The sequence below is a fragment of the Vibrio sp. TRT 2004 genome (assembly GCF_050113735.1).
GTDB lineage: Bacteria > Pseudomonadota > Gammaproteobacteria > Enterobacterales > Vibrionaceae > Vibrio.
The window spans coordinates 60,883-82,844 of record NZ_JBNJOH010000012.1 but is presented as its reverse complement, the minus strand read 5'-3'; the positions used below and the strand labels follow the sequence as shown (position 1 = coordinate 82,844).

General features: G+C 45.7%; 17 protein-coding genes. 12 read left to right on the top strand and 5 right to left on the bottom strand.

What is annotated here, in order from left to right; all coding sequences use genetic code 11:
* Positions 1-111 precede the first annotated feature (111 nt).
* Positions 112-897 carry a zinc ABC transporter permease subunit ZnuB gene (znuB, locus tag ACQEXR_RS07490; RefSeq protein WP_427020039.1) on the bottom strand — a complete coding sequence of 262 codons (786 nt, stop codon included), beginning with the start codon at positions 895-897 and terminating at the stop codon, positions 112-114.
* A complete protein-coding gene (gene znuC / locus ACQEXR_RS07485; RefSeq protein ID WP_331416402.1) occupies positions 890-1,675 on the bottom strand; it encodes a zinc ABC transporter ATP-binding protein ZnuC in 786 nt (261 codons plus the stop codon). Before znuC ends, znuB begins: the two co-directional genes overlap by 8 nt.
* A gap of 81 nt (positions 1,676-1,756) precedes the next feature.
* Between znuC and znuA the strand changes: the two genes are divergently transcribed.
* The 5 genes from znuA to ACQEXR_RS07460 all read left to right on the top strand — a co-directional run bounded on the left by znuA (position 1,757) and on the right by ACQEXR_RS07460 (position 9,387).
* On the top strand, positions 1,757-2,635 hold the full coding sequence (gene znuA, locus ACQEXR_RS07480; RefSeq protein ID WP_331416401.1) for a zinc ABC transporter substrate-binding protein ZnuA: 879 nt from the start codon (positions 1,757-1,759) through the stop codon (positions 2,633-2,635).
* A gap of 205 nt (positions 2,636-2,840) precedes the next feature.
* On the top strand, positions 2,841-6,143 hold the full coding sequence (locus ACQEXR_RS07475; protein WP_331416400.1) for a helix-turn-helix domain-containing protein: 3,303 nt from the start codon (positions 2,841-2,843) through the stop codon (positions 6,141-6,143).
* Positions 6,144-6,656: 513 nt separating this feature from the next.
* Entirely contained in the window at positions 6,657-6,884 is a 228-nt protein-coding gene (locus tag ACQEXR_RS07470) for a FeoA family protein (RefSeq protein WP_138973777.1), read from the top strand.
* On the top strand, positions 6,884-9,160 hold the full coding sequence (gene feoB, locus ACQEXR_RS07465) for a Fe(2+) transporter permease subunit FeoB (RefSeq protein WP_427020042.1): 2,277 nt from the start codon (positions 6,884-6,886) through the stop codon (positions 9,158-9,160). The genes ACQEXR_RS07470 and feoB overlap by 1 nt, the downstream gene beginning before the upstream one ends.
* Positions 9,157-9,387 (top strand): FeoC-like transcriptional regulator, encoded by a 231-nt coding sequence (locus ACQEXR_RS07460; protein WP_331416399.1) that lies wholly within the window; start codon positions 9,157-9,159, stop codon positions 9,385-9,387. Before feoB ends, ACQEXR_RS07460 begins: the two co-directional genes overlap by 4 nt.
* Positions 9,388-9,457: 70 nt before the next feature.
* Here the strand turns inward: ACQEXR_RS07460 and ACQEXR_RS07455 are convergent, their stop codons facing one another.
* Together ACQEXR_RS07455 and argS are read right to left on the bottom strand one after the other, a co-directional pair.
* Positions 9,458-9,886 carry an HIT domain-containing protein gene (locus ACQEXR_RS07455; RefSeq protein WP_331416398.1) on the bottom strand — a complete coding sequence of 143 codons (429 nt, stop codon included), beginning with the start codon at positions 9,884-9,886 and terminating at the stop codon, positions 9,458-9,460.
* 118 nt (positions 9,887-10,004) lie between these two features.
* Positions 10,005-11,738 (bottom strand): arginine--tRNA ligase, encoded by a 1,734-nt coding sequence (gene argS / locus ACQEXR_RS07450; RefSeq protein WP_331427552.1) that lies wholly within the window; start codon positions 11,736-11,738, stop codon positions 10,005-10,007.
* Positions 11,739-11,983: 245 nt separating this feature from the next.
* On the opposite strand from argS, the gene ACQEXR_RS07445 reads away from it, so the two are divergent.
* The gene (locus ACQEXR_RS07445) at positions 11,984-12,583 is read left to right on the top strand and encodes a VOC family protein (protein ID WP_331427569.1); all 600 of its coding nucleotides are present in this window, start codon (positions 11,984-11,986) and stop codon (positions 12,581-12,583) included.
* On the opposite strand, the gene ACQEXR_RS07440 is transcribed toward ACQEXR_RS07445, so the two are convergent.
* A complete protein-coding gene (locus ACQEXR_RS07440; RefSeq protein ID WP_331427553.1) occupies positions 12,575-15,349 on the bottom strand; it encodes an insulinase family protein in 2,775 nt (924 codons plus the stop codon). The two genes, ACQEXR_RS07445 and ACQEXR_RS07440, sit on opposite strands and share 9 nt — an antisense overlap.
* Positions 15,350-15,661: 312 nt before the next feature.
* Here ACQEXR_RS07440 and sixA point away from each other — a divergent pair, with 312 nt between their 5' ends.
* The 6 genes from sixA to cheY all read left to right on the top strand — a co-directional run bounded on the left by sixA (position 15,662) and on the right by cheY (position 21,962).
* Positions 15,662-16,126: a phosphohistidine phosphatase SixA gene (gene sixA, locus ACQEXR_RS07435; protein ID WP_331427554.1), complete on the top strand. Its 465-nt coding sequence runs from the start codon at positions 15,662-15,664 to the stop codon at positions 16,124-16,126.
* A 195-nt stretch (positions 16,127-16,321) separates the two neighbouring features.
* Positions 16,322-18,415, top strand: a complete 2,094-nt coding sequence (flhA, locus tag ACQEXR_RS07430) for a flagellar biosynthesis protein FlhA (protein ID WP_331427555.1) — start codon at positions 16,322-16,324, stop codon at positions 18,413-18,415.
* 29 nt (positions 18,416-18,444) lie between these two features.
* Positions 18,445-19,920 carry a flagellar biosynthesis protein FlhF gene (flhF, locus tag ACQEXR_RS07425; protein WP_427020038.1) on the top strand — a complete coding sequence of 492 codons (1,476 nt, stop codon included), beginning with the start codon at positions 18,445-18,447 and terminating at the stop codon, positions 19,918-19,920.
* Positions 19,921-19,933: 13 nt separating this feature from the next.
* Positions 19,934-20,821 (top strand): MinD/ParA family protein, encoded by an 888-nt coding sequence (locus tag ACQEXR_RS07420; RefSeq protein ID WP_269377827.1) that lies wholly within the window; start codon positions 19,934-19,936, stop codon positions 20,819-20,821.
* On the top strand, positions 20,814-21,548 hold the full coding sequence (locus ACQEXR_RS07415; protein ID WP_331416391.1) for an RNA polymerase sigma factor FliA: 735 nt from the start codon (positions 20,814-20,816) through the stop codon (positions 21,546-21,548). Before ACQEXR_RS07420 ends, ACQEXR_RS07415 begins: the two co-directional genes overlap by 8 nt.
* A gap of 45 nt (positions 21,549-21,593) precedes the next feature.
* Entirely contained in the window at positions 21,594-21,962 is a 369-nt protein-coding gene (gene cheY, locus ACQEXR_RS07410) for a chemotaxis response regulator CheY (protein ID WP_006879571.1), read from the top strand.

Genomic DNA, 21,962 nt, shown 5'->3' with positions numbered 1-21,962 from the left:
GGGAGAGCTTGCATGTTGCGTAAGCAACTCAAGTTTTCTCGTTCTTTACTCAAAATAAAAAGGGTTGGCGCCAAGCGCCAACCCTTTTTATTTCTTGAATGCTTCAAGCGTTTAACTTCTCACGCGCATTAGTTGGCTTAACATAAACATCGCGGTAGCGCTGATCACGACAGAAGGGCCTGCTGGAGTGTCGTAGTGCCATGATAGAGTTAGACCAAGTAAAACAGCAATAGAGCCAATCAGTGATGCGAACAAGGCCATCTGTTCTGGTGCTTTGGCAAATCGACGAGCCGTCGCCGCTGGGATGATCAACAGTGAAGTCATGATCAGGGCGCCAACAAATTTCATACCAATTGCGATCACTAAACCGACCATTAACATCAGAATCAAACGCATTAGCTCGACGTTGTGTCCCTCGACAGCGGCAAGGTCCTCATTGACGGTGGTTGAGAGTAACGAGCGCCAGAAAAAGCCCAATACAGTAGCAACGACGATAACGCCGAGATAAATATATGCGAGGTCTTGCGCTGTTACCGCTAACAGATCACCAAAGAGATAGCTCATTAAATCAATTCGGACGTTATCCAAGAAACTGACAGCAACCAGACCAAGTGATAACGAACTGTGGGCGAGAATGCCCAGCAAAGTGTCAGTAGCGACTTGCTGTTGACGCTGAAGTGTTACCAACAGGATTGCCAAGGCAAGGCAGCAAACCGTTAAGGCTAAGTAGAGATTGACGTCCAGTAAAAAGCCCAAGGCAAGCCCCATCAACGAGGCGTGAGCGAGCGTGTCACCGAAATAAGCCATGCGACGCCAAACAACAAATGAACCTAGCGGGCCTGCGATCGCAGCGATCCCTAAGCCTGCAAGTATGGAAGGTAGCAAAAACTCAATCATGATGATGGCCGTGTGTATGATGGGAACATTGAGCGCCTTCACCGGCTACGGGTTGACCTGCTAAGTCATGATGATGGTGGTCATGCTGATGGTGATAGAACGCAAGAGATTGTTGCTGGGTATGTCCAAACAGCGCAATATAGCTTGGGTGCTGAGCGATGTCTGCGGGTGCGCCAGAACAGCAAATATGATGATGTAAACAGATAACATCATCGGTTTTTGCCATGACTAGGTGCAGGTCATGGGAGACCATAAACACGGCACAGTTAAAGCGGTGGCGAATAGTATCGATCAAATCATACAAATCGATCTGACCCTGAACATCAACACCTTGGGCTGGTTCGTCGAGAACCAACAAATCAGGTCTTTGTAGCAATGCTCGCGCAAGCAAGACGCGTTGATTCTCTCCGCCAGACAACGAATGCATATTACTCTTCGCCAAATGCTCAGCGCCGACTAATTTAAGGGCATCATTGAGCTCTTGTCGGCTGTACTTGCCAGCCAAACGCAGAAAACGTTCTACGGTAAGTGGCAGGGTGTCATTGAGTTTAAGTTTTTGTGGTACGTAGCCAATTTTGATTCCCTTGGCTTTGGATAAAGTACCGCTATATCGGCGCTGTAGTCCGAGTAAGACTTTTACCAGTGTCGACTTTCCCGCGCCATTAGGTCCGATAAGTGTAGTGATTTCGCCTCTGTTGAGGCGTAGACTTACCTTGTCGAGGATGGTTCGGTCTTCGAATTGAACGCAGATATCAGTAAGTTCGACCAATGTCGGCATGAATGGAACTCATTTGCAATTGTTTATTGTTATAATGTAACATTTGTCATTCCTTTAAACCAGTCTGTAATCTCGCTAGCTATGAAACGTTTTCTAATCGCCTGTACACTTTGGTTTGCAAGCCACTCTGTGGCTAACGCAACACAAGTGTTAACTAGTATTAAACCCATTCAACTGATTGCCATTGAAATCATGCAAAATACCTCATCTCCAGAGGTTATCTTGGCGTCTAATACTTCACCACACGACTATGCTCTGCGTCCGTCAGACGTGAAGCGCATTCGCAATGCTGATGTGATTATTTGGTTCGGAAAGGATCTAGAACCCTTTCTGAGTAAGGTGGTAGAAGGGCAGAGCAATGTCCTCACACTGAGCAAAATTGAAGGTCTAGAACTGAGAGAATACCAAGGTGATCATCATGATCATGATGGTCACGACCACGGCAGTCATGACCCCCATTTTTGGCTGGGTTATAAACCCACGATGCAAGTGGCAAAGGCTATTGCGGATATGTTAGCAGGGATGGATGCTGCTAACGCTCAAGTCTACGCTGATAATCTAAAAGTATTTGAAGACAAACTGGCTGCTCAGCAGCGAGCGATCGAAAAGCAACTTACTCCTATCAAACAGGATGGGTATTTTGTTTTCCACGATGCCTATGGTTACTTTGAACAAGATTTTGGTCTCAATCAGTTGGGGTTTTTTACGGTCAGCCCTGATCGCAAACCGGGTGCCAAAACGTTGATCTCAATTCGTAAAGCATTAGCCAGTGAGCAGGCGAAATGTGTATTTTCTGAACCTCAGTTCACACCCGCAGTGGTAGAGTCTGTGACCAGAGGCAGCAATGCAAAAGTAGGTGTCCTTGATCCCATTGGCAGCGATGTTCAAGCCGTTTCTGGTGGCTACTTTGTCTTAAAACAGAACTTGGCGGATAGCTTCAGCCACTGCTTGCAGCGTTAACTTTACCGAAAGCCAAAGAGAGCGATTCTCTTTGGCTTGATTGGCATCTGTGAACTGATTGGAAAAGTCACGAGTTTTTTGCCATACGCGCTTGTTAATCTTGATAAATTTCCGATAATTATTGGCACAAAATAAATCAAAGTTCATGCCTTGTGCTGAACGTCCAATGTTAGCCTATTGATTCTTGCTGCTAGGGATAAGCCAATTGAATAAACTCTCGTCGATACTGTTGCTACTACTGCTGTTTTCGGGAGTTTCGCTAGCATCCAATTTCTCTCCCACGGTTTTCTATCCGTTGCCTATGCAGACTCAGGGAAAAGTGTTTGCGGCGAAACAGCTATTTACAGCTCAAGGCGGAGGGATATGGCTGCAAGACGTGCGTAATCAAATCTTATTTTTTGATGGTCAGGCGATTACCCCTGAGATGGGTTCAGCACTTGACGAGGATACCGAGCAGGTCGCTTTCGTTGACAATGCCTTCTGGACATTTTTTCAGAACGAAATCTATCGCACCGTACCCAATCGAGAAAAAGAGCTGGTTTTCAGCTTAACCCCAGGAACCGAATTACTTCGAATTGGTGCCACAAAACGCTACATCTGGTTAGCTGATGAGAGCCACTTTTACACCTACCATGTTGATAGCGGTGAGTTTCAAACCTTTTCGTTGATGCAGTTGTACCAATACAACCAGTCAGCGAAGATCACGATTAATGATGCGGCGTTTATTAAATCTCGTTGGGTGATTGCGACCAATGCGGGGGTTTACTTGTCGAATGGAGACGTTTACGAACACATATCAAGCTCTGCTAGCTATTACGTAGAGAAGCTGCACTATTCAGAAGTACGCGATGAGCTGGTGATCGGCTCGCTAGACGGCATTTTGATTTTTGATCCTGATCAGCCCCAGCAGCCGATCCAGCGGATTGCAGGGAATCACGTATTAAGTATCGCAGAGACGGCGCAAGAGTACTGGATAGGTACCAAAAATGGGCTGTTTGTCTATGACTTTGTAACAGGTGAAATTCGTCGTTTTGAGCAGGGAGTGTGGGCAGGAAATGGGTTAGCGGGGGAAAAAATTTATTCTCTTCTTAATGACAATGCTGGTGGTATTTGGATTGCGACTGATAGGGGAGTCCGTTATTTCTCCCAATTTTCGGACAATTTTGAGCGTTACCCACACCAATATCTATCGTTCAGTGACAGCAAAGAAAAGGTAACCAAGCTCCTGCGCAGTAAGAGCCGTGATGGTTACTGGATGTTAACCAATAAGAACGTCTATCGTGTTGAGCTTTCTAGCGCAGGGACACGCGACCTACTATATCAAGGCGTCGTCTATGATCTCGAAGAGAGAAATGGCGTCTTATGGCTTGCGACGGATAAAGGCATTGTTTGTATCGATGCAGGAAGTGGAGAGGTCATTGTTGACAACTTACCTCCGTTCCTAAAACAAACGAGTGTTCGCTTCATCGAAATGGGTCGAGACAATACCGTTTGGGGAGCAAGCAGCAACCAGTTGTGGAGCTATAACACCGCTAGTGAGCAATTGATCCAGTTTGGTTCTGAGTGGATGATCGAAAAGTTTCTGCCTGCTCAGCTCACACACATTTATGAGACATCTCAAGGTTATCTGAGCCTAGGTACTGAGCATGGCATCTACCTTCTAAAAGATGGTCAGGTTCGTTTTGTTGGGGAAAGTATTCCCTATGGCGAGGTTATTGATGTTGAGCAAGTCGAGGATAATCAATTATGGGTCGCGGGTCGATATGGCCTGTATCGCTTGAACTTATATAAAGAGCAAGTTCAGCCAATTACAATGGTTGATGGCCATGTAACTCCCAAGTGTTTGTTAAAAACCGAGCAAGGTATTTGGCTCACTTCATCGGGCGGGCTATCAAAATACGCGAACAATGGCAGCTTAATACAGCATTACGGTGAGCCGTTTGGCTTGATCAGCAATGAGTTCCTTCCTGGATTTTGTAGCTACAGCACGGATAGTGAGCGTGTACTTCTGCTTGGCTCACGAACCAGTTTGGTCAAAGTGGACACCAACCAGCTTATCGCCAGCAAGCTGCCGGAAATTCAGGTGGTATTTAGTCAAATCAAGCGCAATCAAAAACTCTATTCGTTGGCGAATACGGAAAGTGATCCGCTCCAGTTGAGTTACAGTGAGTCGGTGTTTTTTCAATTTGGTGTGATGCCGAGAGCCAATGATGTAACGCTTGAATATCGTCTCAATGATGATTCAGATTGGCAGATGCTCGATGGCAGTACCTTAACCATGGAACATATGATGCCCGGAAGCTATCAGTTGGAGGTAAGGGCATTGCATAACGGCACATTACAAAGTCGCAGTGCCCGCTACCAGTTTACGGTGGAACCACCATGGTTTTTGAGCGTGTATGCCATCGTAGGCTATATAGTGCTCGGCATTTTATTGTTGGCATCAACTGCGTATTGGCGTTCAAGAGTGATGTCAAAAGCAAACCGAGCACTAAAAGCTCAGGTCGCGCTCAAAACCAATCAAATGCGCCATCAAAGTCGTATCTTGCTCAGTAACAACCAACAGCTACGTAAGCAGTTGCAGGTAAGAAAACTGATTTTTACTCAATCAGTGAGTACGTTAAAAGATAGACTCGAAGCACAGGCAAAAAATGACAACAGCGATCCTCAATTGCTTGCTTTCTTGAATAGAGAATTAGAACTGCTGGTCAATGTGCGCTCGACTAATGGACAAGCGCTTCCAGTTTATAACCTGACACTTATCGTTGAATCGGTGCTGCGCGGCTGGCAAGACGAGTTGCTAAAGGCGGGAGTTACCGTTCAGATTGAGGCGGATACAGATCTGTACGTTAGCGTCGATACTTTTAATCTTGATGAAATCTTTAACTTGTTGTTCGATGGTATTGTTCAGCGTTGCTACCGAAACCAAACAGTGATGATTCAGTTAACGTTGAGGAAAGGTCAGGTGGCATTTTCTATGCTAGACCAAGGCAAAGCGATAGAGGGCAGTAATACCACTTCAACAATGATGCAGAATATTCACTCTCTGGTCGAAAAGAGTGGCGGTAAGTTGGTTATCCACTCTTCTGAGGAGCGTAATCTGCTTGAAATGACGTGGAACGCCAGTGAAGCCTTCGCAGAAAACTCAATCGTTACTGACGATGATATCGAATTTCAGGATAACGATCCTTGGTTTGAAAAGGTCATTCTCCTCGTGAGTACCCACTATGCTGATCCTGATTTTAGCACTTCATCCGCAGCTAAAATGCTGTTCTTATCCGAGCGTAGCCTACAGAGACGCTTTAAATCCACTTTAGAAAAAACGTTTACAGAATATCTGACCGAAGTTCGATTGGACAATGCATGCCGTCGCTTACTTGCTGGTGAAAAGGTATCTGATGTCGCTTTTGAATGTGGTTTTAATGACCCTTCTTACTTTAGCCAAAGATTTAAACATCGATTTGGCATGTCTCCAACTCAGTTTATTGAAGAGCAAGAACGCTTTTAAACTATCAGATTAAGATCGGTGAAAGTACGAGTAGCTGGTAGTGGTGGAATGCGGGCTAAAAGAAGCCGAAGAAAAAAAATATCGTGGCATAGCCGGGGGACTATACCACGGGTGTCAATGACACCTTCGCTTGCTGCCGGAGTGACGCTTTATGCGTCACCTCTGGAATTCAATGTTGTCTTTGGGATAGCCCCTCGACATGAGTAACTATATCCACTCCGACTTATTTTACTTATAAAATTAACGCCATCTTCCATGATAAAAACGACAGCTTTGTTAAATTATTGTTTATCAATGTTTTATATGCCGTTCGGTATGTGTGGGAAGAATGACTTAAGTCGTGGCGGTGTAGGAAATGGTGAGTTTTGACGAAATTAACGTTAGTTTTTTTGACGTTTTGAACATCGCTATACTTGAAAACATTGATTTCAGACAAGATCTGTTACATGTATGAGAGATAGTATTGAGATCGGTAATAAAAATATTTCTCATTTATATATAGACGGCCTGTTTATGAAACTCTCACAATTACAACAAGGGCAAAAAGCAACCATCAAAGGTTTTTCTGAGCTTTCCAACGACGTAAGAAAAAAGCTGATGGTTATGGGGTTACTTCCTAAGACAGAGATTACCTTAATACGTAAGGCGCCAATGGGTGACCCACTGCAAGTTGAAGTCCGTGGTGTCTCTCTAGCGGTACGCACCAAGATTGCAGACGCAATCGCAGTGGAGGTGGAATGATGGAGTATAAAATCCTAACGGTCGGTAACCCAAATAGCGGAAAAACCACCCTGTTTAATGGATTGACTGGTGCCAAGCAGCAAGTGGGAAACTGGGCGGGTGTAACTGTTGAGAAAAAAACAGGTAAGTATTCCCATTCTAGCGACGATTTTCTTCTCACGGACTTGCCAGGTATATATGCGCTTGATAGTGGTAATGATGGCAACAGTATTGATGAGTCAATTGCGTCTCGCGCGGTTCTAACCCACCCAGCCGACCTGATTATTAACGTCGTTGATGCGACTAGCCTCGAACGTAGTCTGTATATGACATTGCAGCTGCGCGAGTTGGGTCGCCCGATGATTGTTGTGCTAAATAAAATGGATGCGTTAAAGCGTGAACGACAAACGATAGATTTGAAAGCGCTAGAAAAAGTGCTCGGTTGTCCGGTGTTTGCGATTTCTGCCAACAATAAATCACAAGTTCAGTCTCTCAAAGAACGTCTCCACAAAGCGCTCATTCAGGGCGTCGCCCTTGACGAACTTCGCCTTAACTACGGCGAAGCATTTGAAGCGTCCATTGCGAGTCTAGAGCCGATGTTTGCAGATCAAACAGAAGTCTCTCCTCGAGCGTTGGCAATTCGAGCGCTTGAAAACGATCTGTTGGTGCTCAACTCATTACCACAACTTAGCCGCGAGACCATCGTTGCAGAGCAGCGCAAAGCTGAGCTGGATATCGACTTGTTGGTGGCGGACGTAAAATATACGTTTCTTCACCAGCAATGTCAGAAGGTGCGCCGTAGTGAAGGTAAATTAAGTCATAGCTTCACTGAGCGAGTCGACAAGGTTATTTTGAATAAATGGATCGGCGTTCCTTTCTTCTTTGTTGTTATGTACTTAATGTTCATGTTCTCGATAAACATTGGTAGTGCTTTCATTGATTTCTTTGATATTGGCGTTGGCGCACTACTGGTTGATGGTGGGCATTACTTGCTTGATGATCACTTGCCGGTTTGGTTAGTGACGTTGATTGCTGACGGCGTAGGTGGCGGTGTGCAAACCGTAGCGACCTTTGTCCCAGTCATCGCCTGTCTCTATCTGTTCCTCGCCGTGCTAGAGAGCTCGGGCTACATGTCTCGAGCAGCATTCGTACTTGATAAAGTGATGCAAAAAATAGGTTTGCCGGGTAAGGCATTTGTGCCTTTGGTGCTTGGCTTCGGCTGTAACGTACCGTCTATTATGGCAACCCGTACCCTCGATCAGGAACGTGAGCGTAAGCTAGCGGCATCAATGGCTCCGTTTATGTCATGTGGTGCTCGTCTGCCCGTATATGCACTTTTTGCCGCTGCATTCTTCCCTGAAAGCGGTCAAAACGTGGTGTTTTCACTATATCTATTAGGTATTGTCGCGGCAGTTATTACCGGGCTTGTGCTTAAAAACACCCTCTACCCAGGTTCGAGTGACAGCTTAGTGATGGAAATGCCTGACTACGAATTGCCAACAATGCGTAATGTGGTGATTAAAACGTGGCAGAAGTTGAAGCGTTTCGTTATGGGGGCGGGGAAAACCATCGTGGTTGTTGTCACAATTCTAAGCTTCCTAAACTCAGTTGGTACGGATGGAAGCTTCGGCAACCAAGACAGTGAAAATTCGGTGCTATCTACCGTATCAAAAGTAGTCACGCCAGTCTTTGCGCCAATTGGCATCGAACAAGACAACTGGCCTGCAACCGTTGGTATCATTACTGGCATTTTTGCAAAAGAGGCCGTGGTCGGTACGCTGAACAGCCTATATGCGCCAAGCAATGAAGAAGCGGGTGAATACGACTTGATGGCTAGCCTTGAGGAAGCCGTGATGTCGATTCCCGAAAATCTTGCTGGACTGAGCTTCTCAGACCCATTAGGTATTGAAGTTGGCGATTTGTCTGACAGCAATGCAGTTGCAGAAGAACAAGAGGTGGATGTGTCTATCTTTGGTAACTTAAAAGGACACTTTGTGTCCGGTAATGCAGCGTTTGCTTATCTTATCTTTATCCTGCTTTACACTCCATGTGTTGCTGCCATGGGCGCATACGTTCGTGAGTTTGGGGTGAAGTATGCTCGTTTTATTGCTGTTTGGACCATGGGACTTGCTTATGGTAGCGCTGCTCTTTATTACCAAGTGACACACTTTAGCGATCATCCGGTCATGAGCGCAGCATGGATCTCAGCGATTATTTTGGCTGGCTTTGTTACCTACCGAGCGCTAAAAGTTGTGGGTAAGAAGCAAGTACAACAGTTAGAGGTGCAAATTGCATGATACTGGCAGAGTTAAAGCAGTTTATTGATCAGCAGGGCAGTGTCTCCCAACACGAACTGGCAAAAAAGTTCGGATTAAGTAAAGATGGTGTTGACGCCATGCTATCTGTTTGGATTCATAAAGGGGTGATTTCTCGCCTTGTTGATACTAACGCGGCGAAGCATGTTATGAGGGTTAGGTATACGAAAGTGGATCCTAATGCGCTCGCTTTGACTGTGACCATGTAGACGATACTGAGTGACAATAAAAAACCGTTCATAGCGAACGGTTTTTTTGTATTCGAAACGATTTGAACGTTTAACCGCGCTGGAACAAGCTACTTAGTGATAATACATTGCCGATGCGTGTTTGCAGATCTGCTTGCTCTTCTTCGCTGCGAAACTGACCAGAAGTGTTCCCCCAAAGCGGGCCAGGCCAAGCAACATCCTCTTTAAAACGGGCGATATGATGGATATGCAGTTGAGGTACTATGTTTCCCAATGCACCCAAGTTGAGTTTATCCGGCTGAAACGTTGCCTCCAAAGCTTGGCTAACGGCTTGAGATTCTAATAGAAACTGCTGTTGTTCTTGCATCGGGAGGTGATGCAGTTCTTTGAGATGGGCGCGTTTAGGCACCAAAATAACCCAAGGTACGGCATTGTCGCGATGTAAAAGTGCCACACACAGAGGAAAGTGACCAATGACTGTGGTGTCCTTTGCCAGTTGAGGATGAAGTTCGAAGCTCATTGTTATTGTCCGATATTGTGTTAACGACATCAGTATACGTCAGATAAAACAAAAGGTTGACGCTTTCACGTCAACCTTTCAAATTTATTCGAAACTCGAAACTCGAAACTCGAAACTCTTACATACGTTCTAGAGTTTCGATACCTAGTAGCGATAGACCTTGCTTAATTGTCTTAGCCGTTAATGCGGCTAGCTTCAGACGGCTCTGTTTAACAGATTCGTCTTCAGTGTTAAGAATTGGACATGCCTCGTAGAAACTAGAGAACTGACCCGCTAGTTCGAACAGGTAGCTACACATGATATGTGGTTGACCTTCTCGAGCAACTGACTGCACCGCTTCATCAAACTGAAGGAGTTTCGCGATCAGGGCTTTCTCTTTCTCGTCGGTGACTTTGATTTCGCCGCCTAGGTCATCCATAGAGATGCCTGCTTTAGCGAAGATCGAAGATACACGAGTGTAAGCATATTGCATGTAAGGCGCAGTGTTGCCTTCAAACGCTAGCATGTTGTCCCAGTCAAACACGTAGTCTGTAGTACGGTGCTTAGAAAGGTCTGCATACTTAACAGCCGCCATTGCAACAGTCGTAGAAATTTTTTGCTTCTCTTCTTCTGCTAGGTCAGGGTTTTTCGATTCAATCAGGTTCGCTGCACGCTCTTCTGCTTCATCAAGGAGGTCAGCAAGGCGAACAGTACCACCGGCACGAGTCTTAAATGGCTTACCATCTTTACCCAGCATCATGCCAAACGCATGGTGCTCTAGAGTGACCTCTTCAGGTACGTAACCGGCTTTGCGAACGATCGTCCAAGCTTGCATTAGGTGTTGATGCTGACGAGAGTCGATGAAGTAAAGCACGCGGTCCGCACCAAGCTCTTCGTAGCGGTATTTAGCACATGCAATGTCGGTAGTGGTATATAGGAAGCCGCCATCGCGTTTTTGGATGATAACGCCCATTGGGTCGCCATCTTTGTTTTTGTACTCTTCTAGGAATACAACTTGTGCGCCGTCATCTTCGACAGCCAAACCTTTTTCTTTTAGGTCTGCAACGATGCCAGGAAGCATGTCGTTATACATACTTTCACCCATAACGTCATCACGAGTCAGTGATACGTTTAGGCGGTCATAGTTACGCTGGTTCTGAATCATTGTGATATCAACCAGTTTCTTCCACATTTCGCCGCAGAATTCATCACCACTTTGTAGTTTAACTACGTAGTTACGAGCCTTAACTGCGAACTCTTCGTCTTCATCGTACAGTTTCTTAGATTCACGGTAGAACGCTTCTAGGTCAGCAAGTTCCATTGACACTTCTCCCGCATCTTTCTGAACACGCTCAAGGTTAGCGATAAGCATACCGAACTGAGTACCCCAGTCACCGATATGGTTAGCGCGAATAACTTTGTGACCTAGGAATTCTAGTGTACGAACAACAGCATCACCGATGATGGTTGAACGTAGGTGGCCAACGTGCATCTCTTTAGCAACGTTAGGCGCAGAGTAGTCGGCAACAATAGTCTGTTGCGCTTCAGCAGCAACACCTAGACGGCTATCCGCTAGTGCTGCGTCAGCTTGCTTAGCCAGAAAATCTTCGCTTAGGAAAATGTTAATAAAACCAGGACCAGCGATTTCAGTCTTGCTCGCGATACCTTCAAGATCCAGAACATCCAATACTTTCTGTGCAAACTCGCGTGGGTTAGTACCAAGTTTTTTTGCAACGCCCATTACGCCGTTTGCTTGGTAATCACCAAACTGAGGTTTTGCAGATTGGCGAACAGCCGCAGGACTTCCTGCAGGTGCGCCAGCGGCTTCAAGAGCCTGAGATACTTTGTCATTAATAAGTGCTTGGATATTCACACGCGCTTCCTTCAATTCTGGGAATTGGTTGGCTATGCATTCTTAGTTATCCGGATGTTTAACGCACAATCACTGGATAATATCCACTGAGTGGAATGAATGCATATCTCGATCTAGTTCATAAATTTGGCGCACATAATACCAACTTTATTGCTGCGCTTATAGGGAGTGAACTGGGAAATTTTCTACTTTTCCTGACGATCTTGTTAGTATTGGGGGAAAATCAACGCATTGGATACCCAAAAATGTCACAGCAGCTGAAAAACGCGCAATTAATGCCTGCGCAGATGAAACTGAACCTCGAAAAATTTATGCATAAAATTCAGAGTTTAAGCGATATCTTGCATATAAATCTTGCGCCTTTCCAAGCCGATCATATTGCGTTACGTATTAACGACCGCGAGTTAGCCGAATTAGCACATCAAGAGTGGCAAAAAGAGGGAAAAGTTATCTCTGAAGCTGAGATTAATGGTCGTCCGATCATCGTGATTCAGTTTGATACACCTGTGAAAGGTTTAGATTGGACGATTGAGTGTTTGGAACTGCCATATCCTGCTGAGGGTAAGACGTATCCTGAGCAGAGCTGGGAACATGTAGAGTTTGTGATTCCGTCACAAGCAACGACAGCGGAAGAGTACTTAGCTGATATTCAGCAACAATTTCCTCAACTAAGTCTTGCTTGGGACAGCCTTGCAGATAAGGGCGTGAAAGTGAAACTCTCAAGCCCGAAAGGCGAGGGGGAGCGCTTAAATAACCCAACAGTAGCATTCAAATATCAAGGGGTGTGCATCAAGTTACACCCGCATTCATTAAAGAGCATTGTTGAGTCTGAACAATCAGCCTAACTCGACATCTTTAGGCCTAAGTTGAAACTCTTCGATCGAACCAATCTCTAGGCCTAAGTCTAGCTTCTCGGACTCATGATGCGCATTACCTTGTGTGTGCATTATGAGCCTATTTGCGGTTCTTGGTTTGAGTTCATTGACCACGAACCGAATCATGTCTGTTCTGGTTAGTCTCTTCAACTCATCAAGGACTAAGTCTCTTTGATTGAATTCAATATCTTTATTGCCAATCGCTACCCATAGTCGCTGAGCGCGACCGCGCAGTGTTGTGTCAGGCATGGCTATCTGGTTCCATAAGCCTCGCTTGCTGCTATGCCATTGATATTCATTGAGTTCTAACAACACCATGTAAAATGCATTGAGGAACTCATCAATGGAACGAATCAGTTCCGCAGGCGCTGCATTGGGTGATTGTACATATAGCGCGATACCTGGATGGCGATTAAGTGGCAGGTTGCCCGTCCCAACCATATATCCTAGCTGCTGCTTCGTGCGAATTTCATGGAAGAAGGTCGCAGACATCAAGTGATTTGCAAGTGAATAAAGTGCAATGCTGCGAGGGCTGGTGTCGTCGCATTGGTAGTAAAGAACGGTGGCTGAATCCTCTTGGTCACAAAACACTTCTCGTTGGAATGAGCCATTCTTGCCTAACATGACCAATGGTCTCAGCGCTTCTTCATACTGCTGATTTTGGACTCTCAAAGCATCTTTTAACGTCGTACCGAGAGACAAAGCGTCTGCCTTGGTCCAATCCCCATAGACAAACATTTCAACATGCAGCTCAGCCAGAATCGAATCAACGAAACTAGACAGTTCATCGACATTGATGGTTTCCAACGCCTCTACCAGAACAGCATAGGGGGGATTGTTTGGCTGCAAAATGCCAGTTAATGCATTGAACAGTTGCGATATAGGGCGATCTTGAGCCGAATTCAACCAGTTTCTTAAAAGCTGTTGTTTTATGTTGTCAAAGCGAGTTTCGCTAAAGTCCCGTTGAGCGAAGCGACTGAGGATCAATCTCATCAATTCAGGCTGCTTTTGACTAAAACCAGAAATGGTGAGGGTTACGCCACCTTGATGGGCATACATGTTGTAGCCCATACCCGCGATCTCAGCTTGGTATGTGTTGGTTGCTAGGCTATCGAGGAACATCTCGACGCAAAGGCGCGTTTTAACAATGTTACGTGGATTGGCGACCGCATGAGGGCTGTCTATCGCAATGTAGATGACCCCTTTAGGCACACGAAATTCCGTGTCTTGCAGGTGCCAGAGTTTGAACCCGGGTAGCTCTTCCAGCACCTGTGGCGTTTCGTGCGGTGTCTCTAACGGCTTCGGATCTAAATCAAAGCAAATAAATGGGTTTTTATCCGGTAGAGCAAAGCTTAGGCTGCTGTTTTCTCTGAAAAACGCTTTTTGTTCGGCTGAGAGTGGCGTAACACCGTAGGGCGTAAAATACCATTTTGCTCTATTTGGGTAGTCATAACCCTTTGCGACGAGAGTCGCTCGTAAATTCTCAGGCGTAAAATAGTCAAACAGTGAGGTCAGAAGCTCAGGATCATAGTGATTCATCATGAAGTCACCATAGATCACATCCTGCTCACGATAGTGCTGCATGTTTATCACTAAATGGCTGACTAAATCGAGCGGTCGAGTCGGTTCTTGGAAACGGAAGGCGGACTCAAGAACGGCCTGTTTCTCAAGGTAGCGCCACTCTGCCATCCCATGTTCCTTAATCAGTGCAAGGTAACTGAATACCGCTTGGATAATGTCGTCGGTATGATCGAGTCCTTTTGGCGTTAACGCACAACTCACTGAAAACTCGCGATAGTTACTACCACTGGTACCGCCACCGGCTGATAAAGAGGTAATCCAACCTTGCTCTTTGAGAGCCATCATTAGGCTACCACTGCCTTCGTAACCCAATAAATGGGCGAAATAGGAGAGGGGTTTAGATTGGTAATACTGATCCATGCTTGGCATTGGGAACGTCAGTATGAGTTTGCGTATCTCTTTTATCGGTTCAATGTGAACCAAGATGCCCGTCGAATCCTCTTGGCAATAAGGAGCGGTAATCTCTTTATTGACGAGTTTATGATTCGGAATGGCTGTGAATTTTTCAATACACCAAGATTCGAGTTGGTCGAGACCTTGAGGCCCCGTGATGGCTAGCGTCATCAAATCGGCTGAATACTGCTCGAAATGAAAAGCGACGATCTCATCTCGAATTGATTTGCCCTCTCTATCCCCCAGAGTTTCGAGGTTACCCACCGAAAATTTACTAAAGGGATGCTCGGGATTGACCAACTCCTTTTGAACTTGATAAAGACGGCGAGAATCGTCATTTAACTTGAGTTTGTACTCTGATTCAACGGCTTGGCGCTCTTTGTCCAAGGCTTCCGGATTAAATAGCGGGGCGGTAAAAAATTGACTGAACCTATCGAGACTGGTTGCAAAGGCATTGGGTGAAACGTCAAAAAAGAAACACGTATGTTCCGTTCCCGTCCAAGCATTGTTGCTGCCGCCATGCTGGTTAATATAACTTTGGAATTCGCCAACTTTCGGGTATTTTTCTGTGCCGAGAAATAGCATGTGTTCGAGATAATGCGCCAACCCTTCTCGTTCGACGGGGTCGTCGAAGTGACCAACATTGACTGCTAATGCCGCTGCGGATTTCTGCGCACAGTTATCGTGGATCAATAATACTCGAATGCCATTAGTCAGAGTTAAGTAACGGTATTGATTGGTATCATTTGGACTAATGTGCACGATACATTCTCCGGAAATTAAGCGATGCTACTATGAGCGATAGGGTAATTATGACTCGGATACCGCTGACTGCAAACTATCTGTTTGAGAAATATGAGCAAAATGAGTGATAGAAATAGAATGATCTGACTTTAAAGAGTGTTAAGAAAGTCAGAGTCTTTCATCTTGGAGTTGATATAATTATTCATAGCTCAACAAACTATCGTGGCTAAGAAACATCGTCACACAATAATAAATCAAGCTGCCATACAAGCAGCCACATAACAATAACCGCATCGATGTGTAATGCGGGGATAGCATTAGGAATAAGCCATGAAAATTTTCATTATGCGTCATGGAGAAGCGGAACATTTTGCTGAAAGTGATGAGCAACGAGAGCTGACGGAGCGCGGCAGAAGTGCATCTCTAGCGGTAGCCCGAGTCTGTGCGGATAAAGGTTTTGCTCACTTTGATCGAGTACTTGTAAGCCCTTACATTAGAGCGCAGCAAACTTGGCAAGAAATCTCAGCTTGCTTCACAACTGATCATGTAGAAACATGCCCAGACATCACCCCTTACGGTGATTCTGAACAGGTAGCCGATTACGTTGCTGCATTGGTTGAACTAGACAAATTGGAGAGTGTTCTGATTGTTTCGCACCTTCCTCTCGTTGGTTATCTAACCGCTGAGTTTGTTACGGATATGATTCCGCCAATGTTTCCGACATCGGGTCTCGTGTCTATTGACTACTCGCCGCAGAAATTAACTGGCGAGTTGACGTTTAATATCCACCCATAGTTCAGTTCGTTTGTGGCGTACTACAGCCCAGTTTTTTTGAATTTGGTCGTTGTGTATGCCTAACGTCTCTTCGCGTCAACCTTGTAGGTGTTTCGTTGCCCATTCCTCAGCCATAAATTTGACAGGATTAATGGACTGGATATTGCATAGTCAAACCAAATTGTTCTTTTTATCTAATATTGTAGCTACCTAACTATGAAGTTTTCCCTGCCGTTTGCTGACAAGCTGCCTTCGATTCCACAACGTGCTATGCCAGCGATTGGCGCACCAGTCATGGTTTTGTCTACGTTGGCGATGGTTATATTGCCAATTCCTGCCTTCCTGCTCGACTTGTTTTTCACATTCAACATCGCGTTGGCCATGGTGGTACTACTGGTGACGGTTTACACCCGCAGACCGCTCGATTTTGCTGCTTTTCCTACCGTACTGCTGATTGCAACCCTCTTGAGGCTTGCTCTTAACGTAGCTTCAACTCGTGTTGTTCTACTCTATGGTCACGAAGGTGCTGGCGCCGCAGGTAGCGTCATTGAAGCGTTTGGTAGTGTCGTTATCGGTGGTAACTATGCGGTCGGTTTGGTGGTGTTCCTCATTTTGATGATCATTAACTTTATGGTTGTTACTAAAGGTGCGGGACGTATTTCAGAAGTTAGTGCTCGCTTTACCTTGGACGCGTTACCGGGTAAACAAATGGCAATCGACGCCGATCTTAATGCAGGCCTGATTGACCAAGACCAAGCAAGAACAAGACGTCAGGAAGTCACCAAAGAAGCAGACTTCTATGGTTCGATGGACGGTGCGTCAAAATTTGTTAAAGGTGATGCGATAGCGGGTATCTTGATCTTATTCATCAACATCATCGGCGGTTTGTCGATTGGTATGGTGCAATACGGACTTGGCTTTGGCGAAGCGATAGAAATCTATACGCTACTGACGATCGGTGATGGTTTGGTTGCTCAAATACCGTCGCTATTGCTCTCTATCGGAGCGGCGATTATGGTGACGCGCCAAAATACCGATGAAGACATGGGCCAACAGGTCGTGTTCCAGATGTTCGACAACCCTAAAGCACTAATGATCACCGCTGGTATTCTTGGTGTGATGGGGATTGTACCGGGAATGCCGCACTTTGCTTTCCTGTTATTGGCATCGTTGGCTGCGGGCGGCGCATACTGGATTAATTACAAGCAGAAACGCGCTGCGGAAAAAACATCACTTCCAACCACGACCGAACAAGACTCGCCAACGCCTAAGGAACTGTCATGGGATGACGTTCAGCCCGTCGATATTGTTGGGCTTGAAGTCGGCTATCGTTTGATCCCGCTTGTTGACCGAGACCAAGGTGGTGAGCTGTTAGAACGAGTTAAAGGGGTAAGAAAAAAACTCTCTCAAGATTTTGGTTTCTTAATCCCAGCAGTACATATTCGTGACAACCTTGAGCTGACACCGAACAGCTATCGAATTACCCTTATGGGTGTCGCGGTAGGTGAAGCAGAAATCAGACCGGATATGGAACTGGCAATCAACCCTGGCCAAGTTTATGGAATGATTGACGGAGAGCCGACGATTGACCCAGCGTTCGGCCTCGAAGCGGTTTGGATTCGTGAAGAGCAACGAGAGCATGCACAGGCGCTCGGATATACCGTTGTCGATTCGTCAACCGTACTGGCGACTCACTTGAGTCAACTACTCACCAATAATGCATCTCAGCTCATTGGTCACGAAGAAGTGCAGAATCTTCTCGAAATGCTCGGACGCAGCACGCCTAAGCTGGTGGAGAGTTTTGTACCAGACCAGCTTCAATTGGGTGTTGTCGTAAAAGTGCTGCAAAATCTACTCAATGAGGCGGTACCGATCAGGGACATCCGAACCATAGTTCAAACCTTGTCCGAATACTCAAGTAAGAGTCAAGAACCTGACATCCTGACCGCTGCTGTTCGTATTGCGCTTAAGCGACTAATTGTTCAGGAAATCAATGGCATAGAGCCAGAGTTGCCCGTAATTACCCTTATTCCTGAGCTGGAACAACTCTTGCATCAGACCATGCAGGCGTCTGGAGGAGAATCCGCAGGAATTGAGCCAGGTCTCGCAGAACGACTACAATCTTCTTTAAGTCATGCAACACAAGAGCAAGAACTTAAAGGCGAGCCAGCAGTCCTTCTGACATCAGGTGTACTACGCTCTACATTAGCCAAATTTGTCAAAAATACGATTCCTTCGTTAAGAGTACTCTCTTATCAAGAAATCCCTGACGAGAAACAAATTCGCATTGTTCAAGCTGTCGGCAACTAGTTCTAATGCGTTGATATACGGAATATAATTTGAAAATTAAACGATTTTTTGCCAAAGACATGCGCACAGCCCTGCTCCAAGTCAAAGGAGAACTTGGTGATGATGCGGTAATCATGTCGAACAAAAAAGTCGCGGGTGGAGTAGAAATCGTCGCCGCGGTTGATGGCGATGGAGCGAATCGTTCTAGTAACAGCTACAACTCGAATCCACGGCATACACCCGTTCGTCAGGCTCCGGCGAGTTTGCCTGCTTCGAATAGAACGTTAGATGAAGACCGAGTCAGTCTCCAATCGCAAGCAGATTCGGGTCGATCCATGACCAAGCGTTTTGCCAGCATGCTTAAACAGTACAGCAATGGTAAATCAGCAACGGATGGTCGTGATGAGGAGAGCAATCCAGACTCCCTATCGGCGCTGCTACAAAGGCAAAATGCAGCCCGTTATGGTGATCGCGAAAATGTTCAAATTCAGCAAGATTCGCCTTTAGCGAGATTGATTGCCGAAGACCGCAGAATTCAAAAGCCAGCGGCAAAGCTCGATCCAACTCGTTATGAGCGTTCCCGACAGCCTGAAAACGTCGTCGCCAACGAAGACCTAGAAGAGATGAAAGAAGAGATGACCTCTATTCGTCGTCTTTTGGAACATCAGGTTTCAGGACTTATGTGGCAAGAGGTCGAACGTAGAGAACCTTTGCGTGCTATGTTGATCAAACGTCTTGAGCGCATGGGCGTGTCATCTGATCTTGCTGACCAGTTAGCTTGCTATATCCCAGAAGATACGCCACCAACCAAGGCATGGAAGGCGTTACTGGGGCTAGTGTCCGATCAAATTCCTATTGCTAAGCAAGATATCCTTAAACGAGGAGGCGTTGTTGCTCTGTTAGGTCCAACAGGTGTCGGCAAAACAACCACAGTGGCCAAGCTAGCTGCGCGAGCCGCGATGGAATACGGCGCAGATAACGTTGCGTTGGTTTCAACCGATACTTACCGTATTGGTGCACATGAGCAACTTGCGATTTATGGACGAATTATGGGATGTCCAGTAAAAGTCGCTAAAGATTCCAAAGAGTTAGCCGATGTAATATATCAGTTAAGAAATCGTCGCCTAATTCTTGTTGATACGGCGGGTATGGGTCAGCGTGATGTAAGACTGTCGGAACAATTAGACACCTTGATGCATGAGAGTGGAGAGATGATCCACAGCTACCTAGTTTTACCTGCTACTGCACAGCGAAAAGTACTGCAGGAAACGATTGATCACTTTAAACGTATCCCGTTGTCTGGATGCATTATGACTAAGCTAGATGAGTCACTGAGTTTAGGTGAGTTTGTCAGTGTCACAGTGCAAAACGCGCTGCCAGTGGCTTATATCGCGAATGGACAACGAGTGCCTGAAGACATTGTTATAGCGCAACCAAAATATATGGTCGCTAAAGCAAATGAATTACTTGAGAAGTCGACAGATGATGAACCTCACTACTGGAATAGTGAAGCGGAGAGGTTCTAGGCGGCGGACGATTATGACGAAGAATATGATACAAGACCAAGCTAGCGGATTGCGCCGTTTAACGCAGCCTTCTTTAACAAAGGTCATTTCAGTGACGGGTGGTAAAGGCGGTGTTGGTAAATCAAATGTAACGTTGGGAATGGCTATTTCGATGGCTCGCCAAGGTAAGAAAGTCATGGTACTCGATGCGGACCTTGGTCTGGCTAATGTCGACGTAATGCTTGGCATTCGACCTAAGAAAAACCTTGGCCACGTTCTTGCTGGTGAATGCGAACTCAAAGATGCGATTGTAGAAGGACCGCATGGAATTAAAATTATTCCAGCAACCTCCGGTACCCAATCGATGACAGAGTTGTCGCACGCACAACATATTGGACTGATCCGAGCATTTGGTAGCTTGGAAGATGAAATGGACGTGCTACTAATTGACACCGCAGCAGGTATTTCCGATATGGTTGTCAGCTTTTCTCGTGCAGCGCAAGATGTGGTTGTGGTTGTTTGTGATGAACCCACATCGATCACTGATGCTTATGCTTTAATTAAACTATTGAGCAAAGACCATCAGGTACAACGATTTAAAATTGTTGCAAATATGGTCAGAAGCTACCGAGAAGGAAGAGAATTGTTCGCAAAGTTGACCTTGGTCACAGAGCGATTCTTGAATGTGAGCCTTGAGCTCGTAGCATGTATTCCGTTGGATGATAAAGTTAGACAAGCAGTGAAAAAGCAAAAGATTGTTGTCGACGCATTTCCAAGATCTCCAGCGGCATTAGCAATCGGCTCATTGGCAAGCAAAGCACTAACTTGGCCAATTCCGAAAACACCGAGTGGACATCTTGAGTTTTTTGTCGAACGCTTACTGAATAGACCAGAGATGTTAGAGGAACCATTTGGTGAATAAGGCGTTGACCTATGAACAGTACGCAAACCAAAACAGTCAGCGGGTATTTTTAGAGAAATACTCGGTGTTGGTGAAACGTATTGCTCATCATTTGCTAGGGCGATTACCGCCAAGTGTGCAGGTAGAAGACCTTATTCAAGCGGGTATGATCGGATTGCTCGAAGCCCAGAAAAACTACGACGGTAGTAAAGGGGCGAGCTTTGAAACTTATGCGGGTATCCGAATTCGCGGTGCGATGCTCGACGATATTCGCCGTGGAGACTGGGTTCCTCGGTCAGTGCATAAGCACAACCGAGAAGTAAGCCAAGCCATTGCAGAGTTAGAAGGGCAATTAAACCGTGACCCCAGCGATACAGAAGTCGCTCAGCACATGGGCATTAGCCTAGAGCAATACCATACGATATTAACGGATATTAACTGTTCACGTTTGGTCGGGATTGAAGACCTTGGAGTTTCAGAAGACGTCATTACTTCCGATGATAGTGACGAAGAGAATGCACCTTTTCAGGGTGTCGCTGATGAATATTTCCGCAAGGCCTTGATAGACTCGATTAAATCTCTACCAGAGAGAGAAGCTTTAGTACTTTCGCTTTATTACGATGAAGAGTTAAACTTAAAAGAGATCGGTGAAGTAATTGGTGTTAGCGAGTCACGCGTTAGCCAAATACTAAGCCAATCAATGCAGCGTCTACGCACAAAGTTGAGTGCATGGACAAATAATGAGTAAAAATCACTGATCTCGAACTCAGTGGAGGCAATTTTGAATAAAAACATGAAGATCCTTATTGTTGATGACTTCTCAACAATGCGCCGTATCGTTAAGAACCTACTTCGTGATTTGGGTTTCAATAATACCCAAGAAGCGGATGACGGCTTAACGGCGTTACCTATGTTAAAAAAAGGTGAGTTCGACTTTGTCGTGACAGACTGGAATATGCCAGGTATGCAAGGTATTGACCTTCTAAAGCATATTCGAGCTGACGATGAGCTAAAACACTTACCAGTGTTGATGATCACGGCGGAAGCTAAACGTGAGCAAATCATTGAAGCTGCTCAAGCGGGCGTTAACGGCTACATCGTTAAACCGTTTACTGCTGCTACATTAAAAGAAAAACTAGATAAGATTTTTGAGCGCTTATAG